This window comes from Streptomyces sp. HUAS 15-9, from assembly GCF_025642155.1.
Taxonomy (GTDB): domain Bacteria; phylum Actinomycetota; class Actinomycetes; order Streptomycetales; family Streptomycetaceae; genus Streptomyces.
The window spans coordinates 122,075-146,587 of record NZ_CP106799.1 but is presented as its reverse complement, the minus strand read 5'-3'; the positions used below and the strand labels follow the sequence as shown (position 1 = coordinate 146,587).

Sequence of the window (24,513 nt, the reverse complement as noted above, 5' to 3'; positions counted from 1 at the left end):
CGCGTCCGGCACACAGGACCCACGCAGGATCCACAGACAGGGGGAGCCATGGACACACGAGAGGGAGCCATGGGCACCGAACGCCACGCGTCACCCGCCGACCAGCCGGTCGACACAGCCGTGGTCGAGGCCGAGGACCACACCCCGCCGGATCCACGGCGCTGGACCCTGCTCGTCTTCGTCGCGATAGCCCAGTTCATGGTGCTCCTCGACACCACCGTGGTGAACCTCGCGCTGCCCGCCATCCAGGCCGACCTGAAGGCGAGCGCCACCGCCACCGAGTGGGTGCTCACCGGCTACATCCTCTGCTTCGGCGGCCTGATGCTGCTCGGCGGGCGCACCGCCGACCGCTGGGGCAGGCGGCGCACCTTCCTGGTCGGCGCCGTCCTGTTCACGGCCGCCTCCCTGGCGTGCGGACTGGCCGGCGGCACCACCGTGCTGATCGCCGCGCGCGCCCTGCAGGGCTGCGGCGCGGCCTTCCTGTCGCCCGCGGCCATGTCGCTGGTCACCACGTCCTTCCCAAAGGGCCGCGAACGCACCACCGCCCTCGCCGTCTGGGCGGCGCTCGCCGGTCTCGGCGGCACCCTCGGCGTCGTCCTCGGCGGCGTCATCACCGACAGCCTCGACTGGCGCTGGATCTTCTACATCAACATCCCCTTCGGTGTCGTCGCCGTCGCCGGAGTGCTGCTGCTCGGCAGCCGCCGCGAGGACCTCACCCCCGGCTCCAGCCCCGACCTGATCGGCGCGGTCACCGTCACCGGCGGCCTGGCCGCGCTCGTCTACGCCATCGTCAACATCCAGGACCACGGCTGGCGTTCGGGACTGTACGTGGTGACGCCGTTCGTCGGCTCGCTGGTCCTGCTCACCACGTTCGTCCTCGTCGAACTGAGGGTCGCCGACCCGCTGATGCCGATGCGGCTCTTCGCCACCCGCTCCCTGGTCGCGTCCTCCATCGGCCGCGTCCTGACCAGCGGTGTGCAGGCGGCCGTACTGTTCCTGAGCAGCTACTACCTGCAGCGCACCCTCGGCTGGTCCACCCTGAAGTCGGGCTTCGCGTTCCTGCCACTCGGCATCATCGCCATCATCATCACCGCCCCGGCCACCCGCGTGATGCACAGGTTCGGCCCCCGCCCCGTCTACATTGCGGGCGCCGTCGGCTCCGTCGCCGGCCTGTACCTGCTCACCCAGGCCCCGCACGACGGCGACTACGTCACCCAGGTACTGCCCGCGCTGCTCATCCTGGGCGCGGCCATGCAGTGCTGCACCATCCCGGTCAACGTCGCGGGCGTGTCCGACGTACCGCAGGAACAGCAGGGCATCGCCTCCGGTGTGCTCGTCGCCGCTTTCCAGGTCGGCGCCTCGCTGGGCGTCGCCACCGTCGCCACCAGCGCCCTGACCCGTACCACTTCGGAACTCACCAGCGGCACCGCCCCGGCCGTCGCCTGGCTCGACGGACTGCACCTCGGCTTCTGGATCGCGGCCGGCATCGCGGTGCTCAACCTGATCAACGCCGTCGTCGGCCTGCCCGGCCGGCGTCGCGCCACCAGCACGGCCCGGGCACAGACCACCTGACCCCCCACCCTCACGAGGGAGACCCCCATGGCAAGCCCCGGAGACGTCCTGCGGCTCGGCGAGGACCGGCTCACCTTCCTGAAAACGGCGGCCGAGACCGACGGCGCCTATGTCGAGGTGGCCGTGGAGTACTCCCCGGCCAGCATCAAGCCGCCCCAGCACTACCACCCCCGGCAGACCGAGCGGATGCAGGTCGAGCGCGGGCATCTGCACCTGCTGCTCGACGGCACCCTGCACGAGTACGGTCCCGGCGACGAGTTCTACATCCCGCCGGGCGCCGTGCACTCCATCTGGAACCCCGGCCCGGAGCGGGCCCGGATCACCTGGCGCACCACGCCCGCCTACAAGACGGAGACGGTCTTTGAGACCCTGTGGGGCCTGACCAACGAGGGCCGGCTCAAGCCCGACGGCACCCCCAGGCTCCAGATGCCGCTGCTCGCCCTCGGCTTCCGCGACGAGTACCGCGTCGTCACCGGCCGTCCGTTCCTTCTCGACATGGCGCTGTGCACCGCGCTGGCGCCGCTGTCCGTGGCCATGGGCTACCGCCCGACCTACCGTCCGCCGCAGGAGCGGGCCGGGCAGCCGCAGACGGCCTGATCCGTTCAGGCAGACTGCTCGGCAGATTCAGGTCGCTCGGCCGGTTTTCGAGTTCCGTGCGAGGGCCGGCCTAGCGGTGCGTCCTAGCGTCGGCCCCGACGGATTCACCGCGACGCGTGGAGGAACGGGAACATGGCCAGCGACAACGGATTCACTCTCCCGGGCGCGGATCTCCCCGCGCCCGACGCCGACCTGCGCGCCCGGCGCGAGGCGGTGGTCATCGAGCACACCATCGCCGAGACGCAGTGGGACATCGACGGCGTCTTCGCCACGTTCCCGCGCGGCCCCGTCTACCGTATCCAGGCCTTCGAGGAGGAGTCCTTCGTCGGCCCCGAGGCCATCCGCAAGGGCTATTTCGACGGTATGCAGGCGGCCTTCCCGAACCTGGAGCACGACGTGCTCCACCTGCACCACACCCCCACCGCGGTCATCCTCGAGGCCTGGGCCCGCGGCAAGCAGGAAGCCGACTGGCGGGACATACCCAACCGCGGCAAGTCCATCGACGCGCCCATCCTGGTCATCTTCCACTTCGACGGTGACGTGCTGATCGACGAGACCCTCTACTTCGACATCGACACCTTCAAGCGCCAGCTCGCCTGATCACGGGCCGCGACACCGCGGGGCCCCGGCCGCCCACGGACGCTGCCGACACCGGCAGCGCCGCCGACGGCCCGGGGCCCCGCGGCGCACCCGCACACCTGGGGGTTCAGCGCTCGCCGAGTGAGGCTCAAGGGGAAGTCGAGTACCCGTCCGTAGCGTCGTCCGCGCCGGGCCGGCCGTGCGCCCGGTCCACGCTGTCGTACGTCGGACACGTCTCCGCGACGAGCATCTCGCACTGACCGCCTCCAGAAAGGATGCTCGAATGAGCACCGTCAACCCCCCATCTACGGGCGGAGGAACGAAGGGGCTGGTCTTCTGGGCCATCCTCACCACCGGCCTCGCCTCCTTCATGGCGGGCCTGGACAACCTAGTGATCATCACGGCGCTGCCCACGATCCGGGAGAAGCTCGGCGGCAGCCTCGCGGACCTGGAATGGACGGTCAACGCCTACACGCTGTCCTTCGCGGTCCTGATGATGTTCGGTGCCGCGCTCGGTGACCGGTTCGGCCGGCGCAAGGTCTTCTGCCTCGGCCTGCTGCTGTTCACGGGTGCCTCCGCGGCGGCGGCGATGGCGCCGGGGGTCGGTGAACTCATCGCGGCCCGTGCCGTCCAGGGCGCGGGCGCGGCCATCGTGATGCCGCTGTCGGTCACCCTGCTGACTGTTGCCGTCCCGCCCGAGAAGCGCGGTTCGGCCCTCGGTATCTGGGGCGCGATCAACGGCCTGTCGATCGCCGCGGGTCCGCTGGTCGGCGGTGTCGTCGTCGAGCACCTGTCCTGGCAGTGGATCTTCTGGCTGAACGTGCCGCTCGGTCTGATCCTGGCCCCGCTGTCCTGGCGCAAGCTCGCCGAGAGCAGCATCGCCGACTCCCGTCTCGACGCGGTCGGTACGGTCCTGTCCGGCGTCGGCCTGTTCGGCATCGTGCTCGGTCTGATCAAGGGTCACGAGAATGGCTGGACCTCGCCGATGGTGCTCACCGGGCTGGTCGGCGGCGCCGCCGTGATGGGCCTGTTCGTGCTGTGGGAGAACCGCACCGACAAGCCCATGGTGCCGATGCGGCTGTTCCGCGGCCGAGCGTTCACCGGCATCAACCTGGCCGGTGTGCTGATGTCGGTCGGCATGTTCGGAGCCATCTTCCTGATGACCCAGTTCTTCCAGCTGATCCAGGGCTACACCGCGATGCAGGCCGGCGTACGGCTGCTCGCCTGGACCGCGATGCCGATGGTGGTCGCGCCGATCGCCGGCATGGTATCCGACCGGATCGGCGGCAAGCCGGTGGTCGCCGTCGGCCTCGCGCTGATGACGGCGGGCATGGCCTACTGGGCGGTTGTCATGGACCCGGACGTCTCCTACGTCAAGCAGCTGCCGGCCCTGATGATCTGCGGCGCGGGCATGGCCATGTTCTACGCCCCGCTGATGAACCTCACCATGGGCTCGGTCGCCGAGCACGAGCAGGGCATCGCCTCCGGTGTCACGGCCGCCACCCGTGAGGTCGGCGCGGCGCTCGGCGTCGCCCTCCTGGCCTCCATCTTCAGCGCCAACGGCGGCTTCGCCTCACCGCAGAACTTCGTCGACGGCCTGGTCCCGGCGATGTGGGTGGGCGCCGCCGCGGTGGGCCTCGGCACCCTGTTCATGCTGATCGTGCCGGGCCGCGGTGCCCAGGACGCGAGCCAGTCCGCGCCGGTGGCCAAGTCGTCCCCGGCCACCTCGGACGAGAAGTCCGCACCCGCCCCGGCCCGCTGACCCCCGAGGCGCGGCGCCGGCTCCCCGCTCCGGGGCACCGGGCCCCGGAAACCCGACCACGCCCGCGGGGGGTCCGGCGCCGCGCCCGGGCGTTCTCGACCGGCTCAACCCCGTTGCCCGAACAGGAAACCGAGGAAGCGGAGCATGGCAATCGAAGAAATGAAGGTCAAAGACGCCTTCAGGATCACGCCGTCGCACATCCCGGACAACCGCGGCCACTTCTTCGAGGCGTGGCGACTGAGCGAGCTGAGCGAGGCGAGCGGCCAGACGTTCGCCGTCCGGCAGGTCAACTACTCGGTCTCGCACCGCAACACACTGCGCGGCATCCACGGTACGACCCTGCCGCCGGGCCAGGCCAAGCTCGTGACCTGTGTGCGCGGGGCCGCCCTGGACGTGGTGGTCGACCTGCGGGTCGGCTCGCCCACGTTCGGCATGTTCGACACCACGCTGCAGGAGGCCGGTTCGGGCATCGGCGTCTACCTCGCCGACGGCCTCGGCCACGCCTTCCTCGCGCTGAGCGACGACACCTGCATGAACTACCTGTGCTCCGAGGAGTACGTGCACGGCACCATGGTCGACATCCAGGCCCTGGACCCGGCGATCGGCATCCCGTGGGACACCTCCCACCCCTTCATCCGCTCGGAGAAGGACGCCGCCGCGCCGACCCTCGCCGAGGCCGTCGCCGCCGGTCTGCTGCCGACGTACGAGCAGGCGAAGGCGTCGTACCGGACGCCGGTGCTGTCATGACCGCCATCGCCGTCCTCGGCTCGGGCACCGTCGGCAGCGGCCTGGCCCTGGGCCTGGCCCGCGCCGGCCACACGGTGCTGATCGGCTCCAGCCACCCGGACCGCGCACCGGGCGAGGAGCTGACGCAGGCAGGCGTACGACTGAAGACGCACGCGTCGGCCGCCGAGTCGTCCGAGGTCGTCTTCAACGCCACCCCCGGCGAACTGTCCCTCGACCTCCTGCGCCCGCTGGAGCCGCAGCTGCGCGACAGCGTCCTGGTGGACGTCTCCAACGCGTACGTACGCGGCCCGGACGGACTGCCCGCCGCACCCGTCTACGCGGACTCCAGCCTGGCGGAGGAACTCCAGAAGGCGCTGCCGCGGACCCGGGTGGTCAAGGCCCTGAACTCGATGGACAGCCGGGTGATGACCAACCCCTCCATCCTGTCGATGCCGCCGACCGCGTGCCTGTCCGGCGACGACCCCGGGGCCAAGGAGACGGTGGTCGGCCTCCTGCGCGACCTGGGCTGGAAGGACGACTGGATCCTGGACCTGGGCGGCCTGTACAGCGCCCGCACCCAGGAGTGGCTGATCCTGTTCCTGGGCCCCTTCGTCATGCGCTACGGCATGATCCCCTTCAGCCTGGGCATAGCCCGCTGATCCTGCTGATCCCGCGCGGCGGCTTCGGCACCCCCCGCCACCGCCGCGCCCCGGGCGCGCCCTTCAGTCCCCCGGCCCGCCCCACCGCGCCCCTGGTCCACACCGGGGGCGCGGTCGTGTGCTGACGACGTCGCGTTGTGATCGACGCCGTGCTTTGAACGACGTAGCTGCACGCGACGTATCAGTCGCAGTAGGTGGCGTCATCTCACGCGGGAAAGGGCCGAACGATCTCACTGCAATCGAACCATCCCGTCAGCAGCGGCATCGGCATTGACACCGGTAGTGACATCGACCTGGCCGTCCGGGCGCGGCAAGGGGACGGGACGGACGAAGTGCACGATCGCAGCCATGTGCACGACCGCGGCCATGTGGAGGGCCTCGACGGACTCCGCGGCCTGGCCGCACTGTACGTGGTGCTGTTCCACTGCTGGCTGCTGACCTTCCCGGGATTCCCCCACAACTCCGGCCCCTCCTGGCTCGGCTGGCTGATGTACGGGCGTATCGCCGTCGTCTTCTTCCTCGTGCTGTCCGGGTTCTCCCTGGCCATCACACCGGCCCGCCGAGGCTGGCAACTGGGCGGCGTCGCCCCGTTCCTGCGCAGACGGGCCTGGCGGATCCTGCCGCCGTACTGGGCGGCACTCGCGCTGAGCCTGGCGGTCGCCTGGTGGGTGGTGCCCGCCTCGCACTACGGCCCGCCGACGGGGAAGACACTCCTGGTGTACGGCCTCGTACTCCAGGACATGGTCACGGCCCCCACCCCGAACGGCGCGTTCTGGTCGATAGGCGTGGAGGCGGAGCTCTACCTCCTCTTCCCGCTCCTCCTCCTGATCCGGCGCCGCCTGGGCGCGGTGGTCCTGGTCGCGGGTGTGACGCTCCTGGTGGTGGCCCACGGCCTGACGGCGGCGAACGGGACACCGACGGAGGGCATGAACATGCTGACCCCGGATCTCGCTCCGGTGTTCGTCGCCGGCCTGGTAGGCGCGGGAATCGTCGCCGCGCCCGAGCGGGTACGGCGCCTGCCGTGGCACTGGCTCGCAGCGCTGACCGCGACGCCGGCTCTGGCACTGGTAGCCGTCAAGGGATCGGCCTGGACGGTGGACCACTACTTCTGGCTGGACCTGGCCGTCGTACCGGCCATGACGATGCTCCTGGCGGCGGTGGCCACCGGCAGGCCCGCCTTCCTCACCCGCCTCCTGGCCACGCGGCCCGTACGCACTCTCGGCAATTTCTCCTACAGCCTCTACCTCATCCATCTCCCGATCGTCATGCTCGTCGTCCGGAAGCTGGCCCCGCACGTCGTTGCACCCGGCCTGCCGACGTTCTGTTTCACAGTGCTGCTGGCCGTGCCCGCCTCGGTGCTGGGGGCGTGGCTGTTCGCGGAAATCTTCGAAATGCCGTTCAAACGGAACCGGTCGTGGAGGGCGATGCGCGCCGCGCTTGCCGGCCGGACGGGCACGGCGCCGGTGCCGGGGGGCCGGGAGCAGATGAAACGGGATAAGGATGTGACGCCCGTCGGCGACCGCGGCTAGCGTCTGCCTGTCTTTTACGCATGGACCAGGGGGCATTCATGGCGGCGGCTGCGCTGACGAAGCGCTGGATATCGGTGAACACGGCGATAGCTGCCGGGGTGCTCGTCGTGTCCGGCTGTTCGGCCGTAGAGGGGAACGGCACATCGGCGTCTCCGACGACGGCAATACCGTCAAGAACCTCCAGCCCCCCGCTGACGGCTGAGCAACTGAAGGCTCTCGCCTTGAAGGCCAATGAGGTGCCTCGGGCTCACAGCGTGCCGATACAGGATCCTGTTCCGAAGAGCGAGCAGCGAACCTTCCCGCCGGTCTCCGACGCCTCGTGCCAGACGGCTCTCGACGTGCTCGGCGGCAAAACCGCCTCTGCTGCCGTGATCCAGATCTTCAACTGGAAGAGGGACATCTGGCCTGGCGGCTCCACACTCGCTTCGTACGAGGGCGGGAAGGCGCAGAGGGCGTTCCGCCAACTGCAGGACTCACTCGAGACCTGCCGGTCCTTCACCGGGGTCGGGTGGACTGGAAAGTTCCATGCCAGGATTGTCGTGGACAAGGCTCCCGACGTGGGTGACGAGGCCCTGAGTTTTCACCAGCTTTCGCAGTTGCCGGACGGAGGCGGACTGCGGGATGCGCACCATGTCTACGTCCGAGTCGGCAACACCACGGCCGACTTCGAAAAGCTGAACGTGGGCGACAAGGCGCAGTTCCCTCTCGCCCTCGTCGAGAAGCAGGTCGACCGGTTGAGTAGCGCCCTGCACGGCTGACCAACTGCATGAATCAGGGAGCGTTGAACTCGGTGACCCGTCAGGCGTAACTGGGAAGCGTATGGCTGCGAGCCGGTCAGCGACTTGCACAGGTGAGCCCGCATCGCCAGCCCCTGCTGCGTCAGGCCGCGCTGCTTCCGGATGCGGGCGATCCGAGCGCCGGTGTGTTCCTCGATGCTCTGCGGCACGGCGAACTCCGTTCTGCGGCAACATTCAGACGGTACCCCTGCGGCACTGCCCCGGATCAACCGAATGATGATCATCCCGGCCGAATCGCGAGTCGGCGGCGCAGGAATCTCATGTGGCCAGACCCGACACGGAAGCCGAGCGCGTGGAAGCAACGAACCTCCTCTATCGGGATCCGGCGCTCTACGACATGGTCCAGTCCGACAGCACGAGCGCCGAGATGTTCCAGATGCTCATCGAGTTGCACGGGCCGGACACCCGAACCGCAGGACCCCCCTGGTAGACCAAGGCAAGCTTGTCGGTGCGCGGCCATGGGTGCACCCTTCTGCAGTGGCGCCGCGACAACGGCCTGCGGGCTCGGCCCGGCGGCTGCGGTTCGTACCGCCGGAAGAGATCGCCCAGTTGCCGATGAACCACACCCAACGGTTCAGGATCCAGTACTTCCCGGAACGGCGCGAGTGGTTGTACCTGGCTGAACTGCCTGGCCATGCATCTGACGGGCGGGGGTTCACGGCCCTGGCTCTTGTCATGTGTACGAAGCCGGTACCAGGGCAGGTGAGGAGCTGGGCTGTGCCGGTTTGTTGTCGAGGCAGAGAAATACCGGATGACGTGGCTGAGGTGAGTGGGTGGCCAGGGTGGCCTCCGCTCGTACGAGGGCGTGCAAGCCACCGCGGGGGCTGGCTTTCGGTGGTGCGGGTTCAAGAGTGGGGGAAGCGGTGCGGTTCGTGTGCAGACATCGGGTCGGGCTGCTCTTTAAAAAGAGGCGCGCGGCGGCCTAGCCTTGTGACCTGCATGTTCGTCGCCCCCATGTTGTCCTGAGGAGCACATTTACGGCCTCGTTCTGTAGCTGTGGCGCGCACATTTCGTCCCGGAAATCAACGAGCGCTTGATTCTTGCCGTGCAGGACTGCGGGGGTGCGAAACCGCAGGTCGCAGCTCCTAGGTCACCGGCGTGCGGTGGGCTGTTTCGGGCTGGCGCCAGGTGTCGAATGTGTCGTAATGGCGACACGACTAATCAACTGATACTTGATTAACGACATCCGGCAGCCCGAAAGTTCAACCTGTGGTTGATTTTTCAGGCCGCCCGCACGTGAGGCCTCTCTCGGAAGGGCTGGTGACGAGTAGCCGAAGCAAGAAAACAAGCCCTGCTTGATATTTGGGCTGGTCCTCTGGACGGCCCGAGCAACGACGGAGTTCCCGTGACATCTGGTGCACCGGCACATCGGTGGCCCCGAGCCGTCCCTGACCCCGCTTCCGACGTCGGTTTCGACGATCTTCTGCAGGTCTTGGGTGAGCAACTCGGACAAGTCGGCGACACGGCCGACCCACGTACCCGCCGGAAGCTGAAGATTGTCTCCTTCGAGTTCGAGCCGGACCATACTGCGGTGCACGACATGGCCGGTGACTCCGGCTACAGCCTGGCATCGAACTGGTTCACCCAGTTCCTGGCCCAACTCGCCGTCGCCGAATCCATCACCAAGTCACAGTTGTGCGTGTTCCTGTACGTCGCCGGGGGCCAGCAGCGCGGCACTGGCATCGCCCAGTACACCCAGCAGGAGATCACCGATGGGCTGAACAAGCTCGCCGCCAAGAAGGGTGGCAAGCGCACCACCCGCTCCACGGTCAATCGCGCCGTCCGCGCCCTTGTCGGCTACAAGTGGGTCGAACAACTCGGCAACGGCATGATCCAGCTGAACGTACGACTGTGGTTCCACGGCAACAGCAACGCCCAGCACGCTGTCCTCGAGCAGCTCGCCGTCCGGCACGACCGGGATCCCGAGGCATTCCCTCACGCCATCGGTCCCGAAGCCTGCGAGAAGGAGCTGGATCTCGGCTTCGCGCAGCACGTGGGATACGGGAACGGAAGGCGCACGGGGTGACAGCCGGGCACCGATCGCCGCGCCGTGCGTCACAAGGAAGGAAAACCGATGGCTGAGGTCATGTCGCCGGTCGTGTCCGAGCGTATTTGGGCCCTGCCCGTATCCGGAGCGTCGGTGAAGTTCCTCCAGTACCTGCTCCACCGCTCCGACTTCGGCGGTCAGCTGCCCATACGACAAAAGGACATGGCCCGCGAATACCGGGTCACGCCCCAGGCCGTCAGCAACCTCATCGCGCCCCTGTGCGCATTGAACATCGTGCTGCGGCCGAGGAACGAGGACGGCAGCAAGGGCAACTCCTACCGCCTTCACCCGCTGGCAGCGAAGTACGCCAGTGCTGAAGAGATGGACGCCGCTCTACGGGCAGCCATCGCCGGCATCAAGGCCGGCGACCTGCCCAACCTCAAGCTCCCCGCCTACGCATCCGTGCCGCCGGCGCAAGGGCATCCTGACCTTCAGGTTGCCTGACAGAGGAAGGGCACGAACGATCCTGAAGCGCGGCCGCCCCGGACCGGGCAGGGTCCGGGGCAGCCGCGATTGTCACCACCCGACATGAGTGGGACCTGCGGACCCAGATCAACACCACGTACCGACACTGGATGCTCCCCTCGGGCGACGAGGCCCGAGACGAGATCCGCAGACGCGTCCTGTTCCCCCGCGAGCTGGAGCGCTACGCGGAGCATGCCGGCTTCGAGGTCCTGGACATGCTCGACGGCACAGGAACAGGGCTCACCGGCCCGACCGCGTACACGGTGGCTGGATACACCCGGCGGTGACCCGTGAGGTGAGAGATGCACCAGCACGTCGTGGCGTATCACCCTCAAGCTCCCGGAGCCACGCCCACAAGGTTAGGCGAGCGGCCTACGGAATGCGGTCGACGCCGCAGGCCGAGTCAGCCCTCAGCGACGGCAGACGAGGATGCCGCCCTTACAGGTGATCTCAAAGGCTCCGTGCTGAGTGAGGTGTTCGGCGAGGATCGTGCGGGCCCGCTCGATCGTGGCCTCGAAGGGCACGTCGTGCTGGTCCGCCCATGCCCGGTAGGAGGTCATGTGGGCGATGACCGGCTCGGGTTCCTGGACCGTGATGGTGCCGGGCAGTTCGATCGTCTCTACGCGGCCGAACTCCTCCCCCAGGAGAGCTGGGGCCTTTTCCAGGGAGAAGCGGGCGCTGAGCGAGATGCGGGCCGGGCCCCGTCCGGTGCCGAGGATGTCTCCCGCGGCCCGCTGCCACAGGTCGTCGAGTTCGGCCTTGTCCCGGTCGCTGTTGGTGGAGGCGATCACCAGCCCGTCACGGGCAACGACACGGGACAACTCCCTGACCGCCTGGGCAATGTCTGGGACGTGGTACAGCATGTGCAGCGCCAAAGCGGCGTCGACGCCCTCCGTGGCCAGCGGCAGGCGGGTTGCGTCCGCCACGGCTACCGGGCCGGGGACACCGGCGAGGATGCCGGGAGCGATGTCCAGGCCCAGCAGTGCCAGATCAGGCCTGTCCTCGCGGAGTCGCTGGATGAACTTGCCGTTGCCGCAGCCGACGTCGACCACGCGCCCGCGCACGGTGCTCAGCTGCTCGGCGACGATGCCGGGCAGGTCGTATCTGGGCGTCTGCCACTGGTAGAGCGACTGGCGGGCGGCCAGGTCCCGGTCGCTGCTGTAGGCGCTCCCGGCCAGTCGGCCCCGGTCGGTGACGGCGGCGTCGTGCGCGGCGGAGAGTTCGGTCACGTCGGTAGCTCCGGAGGACGGGCGGCGGGTGAGGCCGCGAGGACGGCCGTGTGCTGGAGTCGTTCGCGTAGGTGTGCGGCCCGCACGGCTCCACCGTACTGCGCGCGGCTCAGCTCCCCGCCCAGAGCGGTGAGTCTTCGCACGATGCTGGCCGACATGCGCTCCGGCGGGGAGTCGAGGACGAAACCAAGCATCGCCTCTGTGCCGTCCAGGTCACCGAGAAGCAGGTGACCGCGGGCGAGGTCGACGTGGGCGGCGAACAGGTCGCCGACCGACTGGTCGTCGTCCTCGGCACTGCGATAGAGCCGGATCGCGGTGTCCGCGCTGGTAATGGCCTGTTGGACGTGCTCCCGGCCCCCCATAGCCAGGTGACTCGTCCCGGCGTAGGCGAACTGCTTGGCAGCCGGGAAGGTGAACATGCCTGGCGCGTCGTCATGGCCGGGCATCGCCTCGCGGGAACGCTCGGCGTCCGCCAGTGCGGCCACCGCTCCCGCCCGGTCCCCGACCATGGCCAGCGCCCGCGCCTCAAGGCTTGCAAGCCGAGCTCCCAAGCTCCCGCCCGCCCGGTGCTGCCGACCTGCCTGCGCCAGTCGCGCCGCCCGCTCGTATTGCCCGGTCCAGTAGGCGATCAAGGACTCAACTGCCCGTACCCAGGCCAGCATTCCGTCATGGCCCACCGCCTCGGCGCACGCCCGGGCGGTACGAGCGTGTCTGGCTGCGGAGTCGTAGTCCCCCAGGTCCAGGCAGACGTGCGCTGACAGCCCGCAAAGGCGGGAGGCCGCAACGTACAGGTCGGTGGTCTGCCGGGGATGCTGCCGGCCGCGCAGCAGCTCGAACACTCCGTCTCGCAACCGCTGGATCTCGACGTACAGCTCCAGCAGCGGGTGACTGACGTAGGCGCGGGCAAGACGAGCGACATCCGCCTCCAGCTGCTCCACGACGAGTTCGTCGGCGTTGCGCTGCGCGATGAACCGGGCGAACTCTGCCGAGGCCACGGCATCCGCCGACACAGCCCCTACGGCCGAGCGCGGACGCGCCGTGGGCCGCGTGGGTAACGCCCGTTGTGGCTCTTCCGCACCGTCATCACTGCGTCGACGCTTGCTGACAGCGACCGCCCGGTCGAGCATCCCGGCATCCACGCCGAACACCTGCGCCAGGTACTTGCGCGTGTACGGCACCGGGATCCGCACCTCGCGCTCATAGCGCCCGATCTCTTTGCCCGTCTTGGCAGCCTGCCCCTCCAGGACGTTGTACTCGTCGGCCACTCGCTGCTGGGACCAGCCACGCTCGGTGCGCAGCCGGGCGAGCAGCGCACCAATCCCCGTGTCACCCATCCCCTCTCCCCGCAGCACGCGAACACTGGCCCCCATAGTGGCCCCCGACATGGCCCCCACGCTGGCTCCCGACCCGAACGAGCGACAGTGGTTGGCTCTTGGCCATGCCCAGCACACTGCCCGGCAAGCCGGGCACCCTCGCCCCGGCCCCTGCTCTCGGCGGCACCGTCGAGCACCGTACGAGGCTCTTCGACCGACGCCGGAGCACACCAGGCGCCGCCCGGAAATTCATCGAGGAGGCCCTTACCTCATGGGGCCGGACCGAACGCTTCGACGATGTCCAGCTCTGTACCTCCGAACTCGTCACCAACGCCATCCTGCACGGAGCCTCAGCAGGCGGCCGGGTGCTGGTGCGCGTCACGCTCGACGATATCCAAGTCCGCATCGAAGTACACGACAGCGGTGACGCCACACCCCGCAGACGACACGTAGCGGACACCGCCGACAGCGGCCGCGGCCTGCTGCTCGTCTCAGCCGTCGCCGAGGACTGGGGCGTGGAGGAACGCCAGGGTCCCGGCAAGTGCGTATGGGCCGCTTTCCACCACAGCGTGGCGCCAGGATGCTGACTCCGGCTCGCACTGGCTCCTTCACGACTTTTGCCTTCCTTGCCACTGTCACGTGGCTGGACATCGCCCTGCCCGGATCGACAGCTACCTCGACGTCAGCGACCTCAGCCAACGCCTCCTCTCGGCCACACCCGAACCGAATGGAACCCAACTCACCCGAGAAGGACGTCCCGTGACGATTCATCCAGTCTCACCGAACACTGTCCTCGCCAACGCCCTCCATCGCGCCGAGGACATCCTGACCCCGCGCATCCTGGCCACCTCACCGGAGCGGATCGTGCTGGTCGTCGGCGCACAGATCAACGGCGCGCCGCACATCGGCACCTCCCTCGTCCAGTCCCTGGCCTTCGCCATGGCCGCCCGCCTGCGCGACCGCCTCGTTCTGCCCATCGAGGTCCTCTTCAACGCCCTCGACAATGCGCCCTACGAACTGGCCACCGACCCAGCGACCGGCAACCGCTACCAGCGCGCCTACGCCCAGGTGCTCGGGGAGCACGCGCTGGGCGACCTCGTCTCAGCCCTCTATCAGCCCCTGTTCACCGTGCTGTCGCGGCGCCTGGGCGTTCCGCACCGCGTCGAGACCTACACCGAGCAGCAGGCCGGCGAGCACTTCCGACGCACGTGGCTGCGGCTAGTGCCCCGCCTGGACGCCGCGCGCTGGTGTCTCGCTCCTTCTACCGGCACACCACACTTGCGCATCCCCTGCCCTCATCCCGGCTGCGGCTGGGCCGAAAAGCACGCCGAACGGACCCGCGTCCGACTCACCAACCGCGAGTCTGCGCAGGTGGCTGCCATCTGCCTGCACCACGGCCCCTACCGGGCCACCATCACGCCGACCGAGGGCTCCTACCTGGACCTGGCCACCCTGTACCGCAACATGGTCAAGGAACTTGCCCTGTCCAGCCTCCGCGGCACCCTGCATGTCATGGTCAAGGGTGGCGACTGGGTCTTCGGCTCCTACCTGGTCGACGAGGCACTCCAAGCCGTCGGCCTCACCTGCGGACAGCTCCCGGCTCGCCTTTTCTGTCCCCAAGTCGTCACCGAGACCGGCGCCAAACTCTCCAAGTCGCTGATCCGCGAGGGCCACGCTCCCTTGCCCGAAGGTGCAGCCGACTGGATGCTCGATACCCGACAGTGGCCTGGAACCGTCGCTGAGTATGCCGACCGACTACTGACCATGACCGATACCTTGCTGTCGGACCCCCGCCACTTCTTCCGCTCGTACTCGGCCGCCGAGATCGGCCGCATGATGACCGCACCAGCCACCAGGAGCGTTCCTGCCACATGACCGACACCACCGCCCGTGTCCACGAACTCAACCTCTACCGGCAGTACTTCGACCTCGTTAGCGCGGGCACCAAGACCATCGAGGTGCGGGTGAAATACCCGCACCTTGCCGACCTCGCCGCAGACGACGTCATCCGCTTCCGCATCAAGGGCACCAACGAGACGTGCGACGTTTGCGTAGTGCGCGTGACTGAGTACGAGTCCTTCGACGCCTTGCTCGACGGCGAGGGCCCCACCAACGTGAACCCCACCGCCGACCGCGAGCAGCAGCTCGCCAACATTCGAAACATCTACCCACCGGAGAAGGAAGCGCTGGGTGCCCTCGCCATCGAGATCAGGCGTGCTGCGTCGTAGGTTCTCCGTCTCCGTCGTGGCCGATGTGGGGGAGACGGTGCTCCCCTACCGAAGCGCGGCCGCCCCGGGCTGGGCCGGGCAGGGCCAGGGTCCGGGGCAGCCGTGCGGAGGGTTCCGGGGCCGGGGTCCGCCCGGACAGTTCACAGTGCCGCTCGCTCCTTCAGCGGCTCCCACCATGAACGGTTCTCGCGGTACCACGTGAACGTCTCCGCCAGGCCCTCCGCGAAGTCCTTGCGCGGGCGGTAGCCCAGTTCCGTGGTGATCTTGGTGCAGTCGACCGAGTAGCGCAGGTCGTGGCCCAGGCGGTCGGGGACGTGTTCGACGCTGTCCCAGGTCGCGCCGGCCAGGTCCAGGAGGAGCTGGGTCAGCTCCTTGTTGCTCAGCTCCGTGCCGCCGCCGATGTTGTAGACCTCGCCCGCGCGGCCGCCGGTGCGGACCAGTTCCAGGCCCTGGACGTGGTCGTCGATGTGCAGCCAGTCGCGGACGTTCAGGCCCTCGCCATACAGCGGTACGCGCAGGCCGTCGAGGAGGTTGGTGACGAACAGCGGGATGACCTTCTCCGGGAAGTGGTGATGGCCGTAGTTGTTGGAGCAGCGCGTCACCCGCACGTCCAGGCCGAACGTGCGGTGGTACGACAGCGCCAGCAGGTCGGAGGAGGCCTTGGACGCGGCGTAGGGGGAGTTGGGCTTCAGGGGGTCCGTTTCCGGCCAGGAGCCCTCCGCGAGTGAGCCGTACACCTCGTCCGTGGATACGTGGAGGAAGTGGGCCGGGCCGCCGGGGCGGCGCAGGGCCGCGTCCAGCAGGGTCTGGGTGCCCAGCACGTTGGTGATGACGAATTCCGCCGCCCCCTGGATGGAGCGGTCTACGTGGGACTCCGCCGCGAAATGCACGATCTGGTCGTGCCCGGCGACGAGTTGGGCGACCAGGTCGCGGTCGCAGATGTCGCCCTGGACGAAGCGGAAGCCGGCGTGGCCGCGGACCGGGTCGAGGTTGGCCGGGTTGCCCGCGTAGGTCAGCTTGTCGAGCACGGTGACCGAGACGTCGTCCGGTCCGTCGGGGCCGAGAAGCGTGCGGACGTAGTGCGAGCCGATGAAGCCGGCGCCGCCGGTGACGAGGATGTGTGTGGTGGCCGTCATCGGGGCTCTCCTTCGTGGATACCCCGACCTTCGGGCCGGGGAGGAAACGAAGCTCCTGCGGAGCAGGGCAAGGACGGCCGGTTCGCCGCCAGGGTGGACCGACGTCCGCCTTCCACCGGCCGACCTCCGCTTCTCACATAGGAGCTGATAGAATGTGAGACATGGCGCGGCAGGTCAAGCGGGCTTTCAAGTACCGCTTCTACCCCACGGATGAGCAGGCGGCTGAGCTGTCGCGCACGTTCGGCTGCGTCCGCCTGGTGTACAACAAGGCGCTGGAGGAGCGCACGCGGGCCTGGTACGGCGAGCAGCGTCGTATCTCGTACGTGCAGTCGTCGGCCGCGCTGACGCAGTGGAAGAAGACCGGGGAACTCGCCTTCCTCGCGGAGGTGTCCTCCGTTCCGCTCCAGCAGGCGCTGCGCCATCTTCAGACGGCGTTCGGGAGCTTTTTCGCCAAGCGGTCCCAGTACCCCCGGTACAAGAGCCGGAAGAAGTCCCGGGCGTCGGCGGAGTACACCCGCAGCGCCTTCGCGTATCGCGGTGGTCGGTTGACGCTGGCGAAGATGGCGGAGCCCCTGGACATTCGCTGGTCGCGTCCGCTCCCGCAGGGTGCGGAGCCCACGACGGTCACTGTGTCCCGTGACGCGGCCGGCCGCTGGTTCGTGTCCCTGCTCTGCGAAGTCACCATCGCCCCGGCCCCCGCCACCGACAAGGCGGTCGGCATCGATGCCGGGATCACGTCGCTGGTGACCCTGTCCACCGGGGAGAAGGTCGCCAATCCGAGGCATGAGCGGCGTGACCGTGCCCGCCTGGCGAAGGCGCAGCGGGAGCTGTCGCGCAAGGCGAGGGGATCGAACAACCGGGAGAAGGCCCGTCAGCGTGTCGCCCGCGTGCATGCGCGGATCGCTGACCGGCGCCGGGACTTCCTGCACAAGCTGTCGACTCGACTCGTCCGTGAGAACCAAACGGTCGTGATCGAGGACCTCACCGTCCGCAACCTGCTGAAGAACGGCAGGCTCGCGCGCGCCATCTCGGACGCGGCCTGGACGGAACTCCGCTCCATGCTGGAGTACAAATGCGCCTGGTACGGGCGCGAACTCGTCGTGATCGACCGCTTCTTCCCCAGCAGCAAGCTGTGCGGAACCTGCGGCGCGGTCGCGGCGAAGTTGCCGCTGAACGTCCGTGAGTGGACGTGCGACTGCGGCGCCGTACATGACCGTGATGTGAACGCGGCACGCAACATCCTGGCCGCCGGGCTGGCGGCGTCTGCCTGCGGAGACGGTGTAAGACCTCAACGGGAGCCTTCCCGGACGGGGCGGTCGTCGGTGAAGCAGGAAACCCAGCGGGCGACCGCTGGAATCACCCGCCTTTAGGGCGGGCGAGGAAGTCAAGACGATATCTGCACCTTGCTGTGGTCGCCGAGGATGAGCCGGTGCGCGGCGGGCACCCGCGGCGCGGGCGTCACCTCCACGTTGCGTCCGATGATCGACGCCTCCACACGGCGGGCGCCGTGCACCAGGGAGTGGTCGAGGACGATCGAGAACTCGATCTCGCTGTCGGTGATTTCGCAGTCGCCGGCGATCGAGGTGAACGGGCCGATGTAGGAGGAGGTGACCACCGTGCCCGGACCGATCACGGCCGGGCCGACGATGCGCGACGCCGTCACCGTCGCGGTCTCGTCGATCTGCACCCGCCCGATGATCTCGCTGCTGTCGTCGACGGTCCCGTCCACCCGCGGCTCCGCGCGCTCCAGCACCGTCCGGTTGACCTCCAGCATGTCGGCGACGTTCCCGGTGTCCTTCCAGTACCCGGAGATCGTCGTCGAGCGCACGTCGCGGCCGGCGTCGATCAGCCACTGCAGCGCGTGGGTGATCTCCAGCTCGCCGCGCCAGGACGGCTCGATGGCGCGTACGGCCTCGTGCACGGCCGGCGTGAAGAGGTAGACGCCGACCAGCGCCAGGTCGCTCTTGGGCGACTCGGGCTTCTCCTCCAGGTTGACCACGCGTCCGTCGGCCCCGAGTTCGGCCACGCCGAACTGCCGCGGGTCGGAGACCTGGGTCAGCAGGATCTGGGCGTCGGGACGGTCCGCGCGGAAGCCGTCGACCAGGGAGGAGATGCCGCCCACGATGAAGTTGTCACCGAGGTACATCACGAAGTCGTCCTCGCCGAGGAACTCCCGGGCGATCACTACGGCATGGGCGAGGCCCAGCGGCGCCTCCTGCGGGATGTAGGTGACGGAGACACCGAACATGGAGCCGTCGCCGACGGCCTCCCTGATCTCGTCGGCCGTGTCCCCGACGACGATCCCGACCTCCGTGACACCGGCGTCCGCGATCGCCTCCAGACCGTAGAACAGCACGGGTTTGTTGGCCACGGGCACCAGTTGCTTGGCCGATGTGTGGGTGAGGGGGCGCAGGCGGGTTCCGGCCCCGCCGGAGAGTACGAGAGCCTTCATGGCCTCGAGGCTAGGAGCGGGCACTTGAGCGGGGGTTGGGGATCGGCCGCGCCCACAGGGGCCCTGCCCACAGGGGTCCTCCAGGGCGGCTCGAGAGGGAGTACGGATCCTCGGTGCAGTTCCGTCACGAGTTCTTCAGTACGTCCGTGAGGCGAGCCCGAGCCCGAGCCCGAGTACGAGCCGAGAGAGGCACACACCCAATGGCAGACAACCACCGCGCACTCGTCCAGGCCTTCGTCGACATGATCAACAGTCATGATGTGAGCACGATGAGCGAGCACACCGCGCCCGGGCACATCGACCACAACCCGGTCGTCGCCGACGGCATCGAGGCCAACGCGGCCTTCTTCCAGCAGATCTTCGACGCGTTCCCGGACGTCCACGTCGTCGCTCACGACGTGATCGTCGACGGTGACCGGATCGCGGGGCGGTTCGAGTACTCCGGCACCCACCGGGGCACGTTCTTCGGCGTCGAGGGCACCGGCCGCACGCTGTCCTTCCAGTCCATCGACATCTGGCGCGTGGAGAACGGGCTGCTGGCCGAGCACTGGGACCAGCTGGACATGGCCGGGATGTTCCACCAGCTGGGCGTCGACTTCTACGCCATGCAGGGCGCCTGAGCGGCACACAGCAACACGCAGCAGCACACGTGGAAACGCCGGCGGCCCGGCGCGGTGACGGGAGGATCCCTGTCGTCACCGCGCCGGGCCGCTTTCCCTGTGGCCGCGCTCCGTCAGCGGCCGGCCGCCCGCTCGACCTCCTCCACGAGCCGGGCGTGGTCCAGGATCGCCTCCGCGTGTGGGGCGAAGTCCTCGCCGTGCAGTACGGCACGGGCGAAGACACCGGCGATGTTGGTGAAGTGGTGGTCCTTGTCCAGGACCATTTCGCTCACCTCGCCGTCGCGTTCCACCTTGAGCACGGGGGTGAAGTCGTCCGGCGTGCTGAAGGCCCGCTCCAGCCGCAGCCGCCCCCGGCTGCCCCACAGCCCGTACCCGCTGAGGTACGCGTGCTCGACGCCGTAGGCCAGCTGCGCGGCGGCGCCGGACGTCGACACCAGCAGCGCGCTGCCCGCGGGGCTCGGCCCGTAGGCGCTGGCCGGGCGTTCCTGGGCCCCGGCCACCCGGAGCCCGGGGCCCAGGAAGAGCTGGGCGGCGCGGATCGGATAGGCGGCCACCTCCGGCAGGGTGCTGGCCCGCCGGGGTGTGCCGCCGGGCTCCGCGGCCGGCCGCAGTGGGATGCCGAACTCCGAGGAGAACAGCTGGACTTCACCGATCAGCCCGTCCGCGACCAGTTCCCGTACCCGGGCGTGCTGGGAGTGGTGGAGGAACATGAAGCCCTCCATCAGCAGCAGTCCGCGCTCCCTGGCGAAGGCCACCGCCTTCTCGGCGTCGGCCAGGCTGGTGGCGAACGGCTTCTCGCACAGCACGTGCTTGCCGGCCGCCAGCGCCCGCAGGGTCCACTCCACATGCATCTCGGGAGGCAGCGGAATGTACACCGCGTCCACGTCGTCGCGTTCCAGCAGCCGCCCGTAGCCCTCGACGGGCGTGCCGCCGAAGAGGTCGGTGAACTGCCGGGCCTTGTCCGAGGTACGGCTGGCCACCGCGGTCACCTCGACCAGCGGCTGCCGCTCCAGCGAGGGGAGCATGCGCCGCCGGGCGATGTCCGCGCAGCCCAGCACGCCCAGGCGCAGGGGTCGTACGGCCGTGGCGCTCACCGGGCGAACACCCCGCCCAGCGACCAGACCGCGCGCAGCCCGGTCAGCAGCGTCCGGGCCTCGATGTTCAGGTAGTTGCTGTGCCGTACCAGCGCGCTGAGCTGCTCGGCCGTCACCCACACGAACTCCTCGGGTACGTCCACCGGGAACTCGTCCCCGACCTCCATCAGGACGTAGCGGTTGCCCGCGTGGTGGAAGCGTCCGCCCTCCTCGGACTGCACGGTGTCGTAAAGCAGTTCGTCGGGGGTCGCCCGCAGGACGACGTCCAGGTAGCGCGGCCGCAGCTCGGGCGGCAGGGTCAGGGCCCGGCCCGGCTGGCACTGCACGGTCGGGCCGAGCTCGGCCACGTCCAGCACGCCCGCCTCGGACCTGGCCTGCGCCAGCAGGTGCGGCACCCCGCAGATACGGCGGATCAGGAAGGCGGACAGGCCCTGTTCGGCGGGGGCCAGCAGGGGCTGGGTCCAGCTCTTCACCTCGCGGTTGGCGGCCGCCACGGACGCGGCGATGACGGTGAAGTGGTGCCCCGTCTCGTGCTCGATGCCCTCGTCGGTACGCCGCCAGCGCTCCACCCGGTTCAACGGCAGGGTGCGCTGCACCAGCTCGCGCCGGGCCTTGACCTCGGTCAGCCGGCTCAGCACCTGCTCGGTCGGGTGCAGCGGCAGCCCGCTCTCGCCGAAGGCCGGGATCAGCGACAGCACCGTACGGGCGTCCATGTTGATGACGTTCGACTCGTGCAGCAGCTGGTGGATCTGACCGAGGGTCAGCCAGACGAAGTCCTCATGCTCGGGGACGTCCCCGACGGCCTCCACCACGATGTTGCGGTTGCGCTTCCGTAGGAACCAGGAGCCCTGCTCGGACTGGAGCGAGTCGTACAGCACCCGCGACTGCATCCGCGGCGGCTTGAAGTAGTCGATGTAGCGGACCGCGGCGCCCTTGTGCACCCCGGTGTAGTTGCTCCGGGTGGCCTGCACGGTGGGGGAGAGCTGCACCGTGTCGACGTTGCCCGGCTCCATCTTGGCCTGCATCAGACAGTGCAGGACGCCGTCGAACTCCTTGACCACGATGCCCAGGATGCCGATCTCGGGCTGGTTGATGATCGGCTGCTCCCACGACGCCTCGCGCCCGTTCCACTCGGTGCGCACGCTCAGGCCCTCGACCGAGAAGAACCGCCCGCTGTCGTGCACCAGGTTCCCGGTGGCGTCCTCGAAGTGCCAGCCCACGAGTTCGGAGAACGGGATACGGCGCACGTCGTAGCGGTTGGTGCGGCGCTGGGCGGAGAACCACTCGTGGAACACCTCGTTGGGCGTCACCGCGCTGTCGAGGGCCTGCGCGGACAGCATGAACCGCTGCACATGACTCCTCGAGACACCCGGAGGCGCGACTGCCTGGGTGGTGATGGTCATCAAGGGGCTCCTTCGGCTTGTCTCGCGCACCCTGGGGCGGGCGGCCGCATCACGACGATGGGGTGGCGCGATCGGCTGTGCCTGGAGAGCGCCTCGACCTGTCCCAGAGGGGCGCTCGATCCGCCGAGCGACTTCCGAGTGACGTTCAAATGGCTTGCCATCAGCGATAGTTGGCGTGTTGGCTGTCGATGACAGAAAATCTGTCAGCACTAGACAGCGGCTGTTCGCGTCCCTACGCTGGGGCGGTATGAGAATCCTCTTTGCCGGCGCCGGTAACTTCGGCCACGTCTATCCCCTCCTGCCGTTGGCGAAGGCCGCCCGGGCTGCGGGCCACGAGGTCTCCTTCGCCACGGGTGAGCAGTTGCACCCCGCCGTGGTGACGGCCGGCCTCGAGCCGGTGGCCGCGGGCCGGTCGGTGCCCGAGGCGTTCATGGAAGCAGTCAGCTCTCGAGCCGACCTCGCGGGAGCGGGCGAGCTCGGGGCCCAGGACGTGCCGCCGGAGGTGCTGGCGGACCTGCATGTGCAGGTGTTCGGCTCGGTGCTGCCGCGCTGGGTGGCGGCCGACCTCGCCACCGCCCTGGAGCGGCTGCGGCCCGACCTCGTCGTCTACGAGGCGCTGAACCCCGGTGCCGCCTTCGCCGCCGCCCTCGCGGGTGTGCCCGCCGTCGCGCACGGCGTCGGTGTGATGGCGCTCGGCCCGGAGGAGGAGCGCATCCAGCAGGAGCTGCTCGCCACGGCCGGCGACCTCGGCGTGGACGTGCCCTTCGGCCAGCTGCTGGCCCTGTCCCGCAGCTACATCGACATCGTCCCGCCGTCCATCCAGGACCCGGGCTTCCTGGCCGCGCCGCTGCCCCGCATCGAGCAGCGCACGGTCGCCTACTCCGAGCCGGGCCAACTGCCCGAGCGGATCCGGGAGTCGGGCAAGCCGTTCGTCTACCTCACCCTGGGCACCGCCCTCGGCTCGCCCGAGGTGCTGCGCTCGGTGCTGCAGGGGCTGCTGCCGCTGGACGTGCCGGTGCTGGTCGCGGCCGGGCCCGTCGTACCGGTCGAGGAACTGGGTGAGCTGCCCGAGCGCGTGGTGGCCGTGCCGTGGGTGGCACAGCCGGAGGCGCTCAAGCACGCGTCGGTGGTCGTGCAGCACGGCGGCGCCGGCACCACGCTGGCGACGCTCGCGGCCGGACTGCCGCAGCTGGTCCTGCCGCAGGGTGCCGACGGCCCGGCCAACGGGAGGGCAGTCGCCGCCGCGGGCGCGGGCGAGGTCGTCCTCGCCGCGGACCAGTCGCCCGAGGCGGTCACCGAGGCCACCCGTCGCCTGCTCGCCGAGGAGGGCTACCGGGTGGCCGCCGGCAAGGTCGCCGCGGAGATCGCCGCGATGCCCGACCCGGCCGAGAACGTCACCAAGCTCGTCGAACTGGCCGGCTGAAGCCGAGCCGGTCGGCTAAGGCTGAAACGAAACGCCGGCTGAAACGGCCGTAAGCTGAACCCGCCGGGACCGGCCCGCACCGGTCCCGGCCACCGACCGGTCCCTCGGGCCGCCGGGGGACCAACGGCCCCGGTGCGCGCGCCGATTCCCCCGCGGCGTGCGCACCGGCGTCGCCCCGCTCCTGCCCCGACCGGGGCGGGGGCAGGGGCAGGGGCAGGGGCTGGGAGCTGCGAAAACCTCCTTGCGCCGACGCGGTGGGTGACCACAATCGGGGCGTGCACATCCTGTCGTTCCCCGAAGAAGCCACTCCCTTCGAGCTGCGTGCGCAGGTGCGGGAGATCCAGGAGCAGGCGTGGCCGTCGCCGCCCGGCGCGGCTGCTCCGCCCGACGCACCGGCCCATGATCCCGCGCTGCGGCCGCTGTCGATGCTGCTCGTGGACGACGGGACGGTGGTGGCCGCGCTGGACATCCTGTCCAAGGAGATCGTCCACGCGGGCGGGGCCTATGCAGCCGGGGGCCTGAGCACCGTGGTCACGCGACGCGAGACCCGTGGCCGCGGACACGGCCGACGCCTGGTGGCGGCTGCCCGGGAGACGATGCGCGAGCGGTTGCTGGACCTTGGACTGTTCACCTGCGACAGCCCGCTCCGGGCGTTCTACGAGAGCGCGGGCTGGGCGGTCCTCCCCGGGGCGGTGCTGATCGGTGGCACGCCCGAGTCCCCGTTCCCCAGCGACCGTCCCGGCTTCGACAAGGTGACCATGGCCGCCTTTTTCTCACCCGAGGCCCGGCAGGCGGAGGCGCTTTTCCACGAGAGCCGTATCGAGCTGTATCCCGGGGAGATCGACAGGCTCTGGTGAGGTCCGTCGGGAGCCGACCGCCTGC

Annotated in this window: 24 protein-coding genes and 1 pseudogene; 19 read left to right on the top strand and 6 right to left on the bottom strand. The window is 69.2% G+C overall.

The window, feature by feature from the left end; all coding sequences use genetic code 11:
• Positions 1–48: 48 nt before the first annotated feature.
• From N8I87_RS42920 to N8I87_RS42865, 12 genes and pseudogenes are all read left to right on the top strand, one after another.
• Positions 49–1,572 carry an MFS transporter gene (locus N8I87_RS42920; protein ID WP_263217253.1) on the top strand — a complete coding sequence of 508 codons (1,524 nt, stop codon included), beginning with the start codon at positions 49–51 and terminating at the stop codon, positions 1,570–1,572.
• 27 nt (positions 1,573–1,599) lie between these two features.
• Positions 1,600–2,169, top strand: a complete 570-nt coding sequence (locus tag N8I87_RS42915) for a cupin domain-containing protein (RefSeq protein WP_263217251.1) — start codon at positions 1,600–1,602, stop codon at positions 2,167–2,169.
• Between the two features lie 132 nt (positions 2,170–2,301).
• Positions 2,302–2,769 (top strand): ester cyclase, encoded by a 468-nt coding sequence (locus N8I87_RS42910; RefSeq protein ID WP_263217249.1) that lies wholly within the window; start codon positions 2,302–2,304, stop codon positions 2,767–2,769.
• A gap of 262 nt (positions 2,770–3,031) precedes the next feature.
• Entirely contained in the window at positions 3,032–4,510 is a 1,479-nt protein-coding gene (locus N8I87_RS42905; protein ID WP_263217248.1) for an MFS transporter, read from the top strand.
• Positions 4,511–4,654: 144 nt separating this feature from the next.
• The gene (locus N8I87_RS42900; RefSeq protein ID WP_263217247.1) at positions 4,655–5,257 is read left to right on the top strand and encodes a dTDP-4-dehydrorhamnose 3,5-epimerase family protein; all 603 of its coding nucleotides are present in this window, start codon (positions 4,655–4,657) and stop codon (positions 5,255–5,257) included.
• Positions 5,254–5,895 carry an NADPH-dependent F420 reductase gene (locus N8I87_RS42895; protein ID WP_263217245.1) on the top strand — a complete coding sequence of 214 codons (642 nt, stop codon included), beginning with the start codon at positions 5,254–5,256 and terminating at the stop codon, positions 5,893–5,895. The genes N8I87_RS42900 and N8I87_RS42895 overlap by 4 nt, the downstream gene beginning before the upstream one ends.
• A gap of 332 nt (positions 5,896–6,227) precedes the next feature.
• Complete coding sequence (locus N8I87_RS42890) at positions 6,228–7,424, top strand: acyltransferase family protein (RefSeq protein WP_263217243.1); 1,197 nt, start codon at positions 6,228–6,230, stop codon at positions 7,422–7,424.
• A gap of 20 nt (positions 7,425–7,444) precedes the next feature.
• The gene (locus tag N8I87_RS42885) at positions 7,445–8,182 is read left to right on the top strand and encodes a hypothetical protein (RefSeq protein ID WP_263217241.1); all 738 of its coding nucleotides are present in this window, start codon (positions 7,445–7,447) and stop codon (positions 8,180–8,182) included.
• Positions 8,183–8,483: 301 nt separating this feature from the next.
• Positions 8,484–8,651, top strand: a complete 168-nt coding sequence (locus tag N8I87_RS42880) for a hypothetical protein (RefSeq protein ID WP_263217239.1) — start codon at positions 8,484–8,486, stop codon at positions 8,649–8,651.
• Positions 8,652–9,653: 1,002 nt separating this feature from the next.
• A complete protein-coding gene (locus N8I87_RS42875; protein ID WP_263217238.1) occupies positions 9,654–10,247 on the top strand; it encodes a hypothetical protein in 594 nt (197 codons plus the stop codon).
• A gap of 48 nt (positions 10,248–10,295) precedes the next feature.
• Positions 10,296–10,712: a virulence RhuM family protein gene (locus N8I87_RS42870; RefSeq protein ID WP_263217236.1), complete on the top strand. Its 417-nt coding sequence runs from the start codon at positions 10,296–10,298 to the stop codon at positions 10,710–10,712.
• Between the two features lie 65 nt (positions 10,713–10,777).
• Positions 10,778–11,020: pseudogene (locus N8I87_RS42865) on the top strand (SAM-dependent methyltransferase); the annotation flags it as partial.
• A 123-nt stretch (positions 11,021–11,143) separates the two neighbouring features.
• Here N8I87_RS42865 and N8I87_RS42860 read toward each other — a convergent pair.
• Positions 11,144–11,962 carry a class I SAM-dependent methyltransferase gene (locus tag N8I87_RS42860; protein WP_263217234.1) on the bottom strand — a complete coding sequence of 273 codons (819 nt, stop codon included), beginning with the start codon at positions 11,960–11,962 and terminating at the stop codon, positions 11,144–11,146.
• On the bottom strand, positions 11,959–13,296 hold the full coding sequence (locus N8I87_RS42855) for a helix-turn-helix domain-containing protein (protein ID WP_263217232.1): 1,338 nt from the start codon (positions 13,294–13,296) through the stop codon (positions 11,959–11,961). Before N8I87_RS42855 ends, N8I87_RS42860 begins: the two co-directional genes overlap by 4 nt.
• A 104-nt stretch (positions 13,297–13,400) precedes the next feature.
• Here N8I87_RS42855 and N8I87_RS42850 point away from each other — a divergent pair, with 104 nt between their 5' ends.
• From N8I87_RS42850 to N8I87_RS42840, 3 genes are all read left to right on the top strand, one after another.
• Positions 13,401–13,862 carry an ATP-binding protein gene (locus N8I87_RS42850; protein WP_263217231.1) on the top strand — a complete coding sequence of 154 codons (462 nt, stop codon included), beginning with the start codon at positions 13,401–13,403 and terminating at the stop codon, positions 13,860–13,862.
• Positions 13,863–14,034: 172 nt separating this feature from the next.
• Complete coding sequence (locus N8I87_RS42845; protein WP_263217230.1) at positions 14,035–15,150, top strand: hypothetical protein; 1,116 nt, start codon at positions 14,035–14,037, stop codon at positions 15,148–15,150.
• On the top strand, positions 15,147–15,503 hold the full coding sequence (locus N8I87_RS42840) for an ASCH domain-containing protein (protein WP_263217229.1): 357 nt from the start codon (positions 15,147–15,149) through the stop codon (positions 15,501–15,503). The genes N8I87_RS42845 and N8I87_RS42840 overlap by 4 nt, the downstream gene beginning before the upstream one ends.
• A gap of 140 nt (positions 15,504–15,643) precedes the next feature.
• On the opposite strand, the gene rfbB is transcribed toward N8I87_RS42840, so the two are convergent.
• Positions 15,644–16,639 carry a dTDP-glucose 4,6-dehydratase gene (gene rfbB / locus N8I87_RS42835; RefSeq protein ID WP_263217228.1) on the bottom strand — a complete coding sequence of 332 codons (996 nt, stop codon included), beginning with the start codon at positions 16,637–16,639 and terminating at the stop codon, positions 15,644–15,646.
• Positions 16,640–16,800: 161 nt separating this feature from the next.
• On the opposite strand from rfbB, the gene N8I87_RS42830 reads away from it, so the two are divergent.
• Entirely contained in the window at positions 16,801–18,009 is a 1,209-nt protein-coding gene (locus N8I87_RS42830; RefSeq protein WP_263217227.1) for an RNA-guided endonuclease InsQ/TnpB family protein, read from the top strand.
• Positions 18,010–18,023: 14 nt separating this feature from the next.
• Here the strand turns inward: N8I87_RS42830 and N8I87_RS42825 are convergent, their stop codons facing one another.
• Positions 18,024–19,091: a glucose-1-phosphate thymidylyltransferase gene (locus N8I87_RS42825; protein ID WP_263217226.1), complete on the bottom strand. Its 1,068-nt coding sequence runs from the start codon at positions 19,089–19,091 to the stop codon at positions 18,024–18,026.
• Positions 19,092–19,291: 200 nt separating this feature from the next.
• On the opposite strand from N8I87_RS42825, the gene N8I87_RS42820 reads away from it, so the two are divergent.
• Positions 19,292–19,711, top strand: coding sequence for an ester cyclase (locus N8I87_RS42820; RefSeq protein WP_263217224.1), 420 nt, complete (start codon positions 19,292–19,294; stop codon positions 19,709–19,711).
• A gap of 113 nt (positions 19,712–19,824) precedes the next feature.
• Here the strand turns inward: N8I87_RS42820 and N8I87_RS42815 are convergent, their stop codons facing one another.
• Complete coding sequence (locus N8I87_RS42815; RefSeq protein ID WP_263217221.1) at positions 19,825–20,805, bottom strand: Gfo/Idh/MocA family protein; 981 nt, start codon at positions 20,803–20,805, stop codon at positions 19,825–19,827.
• A complete protein-coding gene (locus tag N8I87_RS42810) occupies positions 20,802–22,208 on the bottom strand; it encodes an NDP-hexose 2,3-dehydratase family protein (protein WP_263217220.1) in 1,407 nt (468 codons plus the stop codon). Before N8I87_RS42810 ends, N8I87_RS42815 begins: the two co-directional genes overlap by 4 nt.
• 247 nt (positions 22,209–22,455) lie before the next feature.
• Between N8I87_RS42810 and N8I87_RS42805 the strand changes: the two genes are divergently transcribed.
• Both N8I87_RS42805 and N8I87_RS42800 read left to right on the top strand, forming a co-directional pair.
• Complete coding sequence (locus N8I87_RS42805) at positions 22,456–23,631, top strand: glycosyltransferase (protein ID WP_263217219.1); 1,176 nt, start codon at positions 22,456–22,458, stop codon at positions 23,629–23,631.
• Between the two features lie 275 nt (positions 23,632–23,906).
• On the top strand, positions 23,907–24,488 hold the full coding sequence (locus tag N8I87_RS42800) for a GNAT family N-acetyltransferase (RefSeq protein WP_263217218.1): 582 nt from the start codon (positions 23,907–23,909) through the stop codon (positions 24,486–24,488).
• Positions 24,489–24,513: the final 25 nt, after the last annotated feature.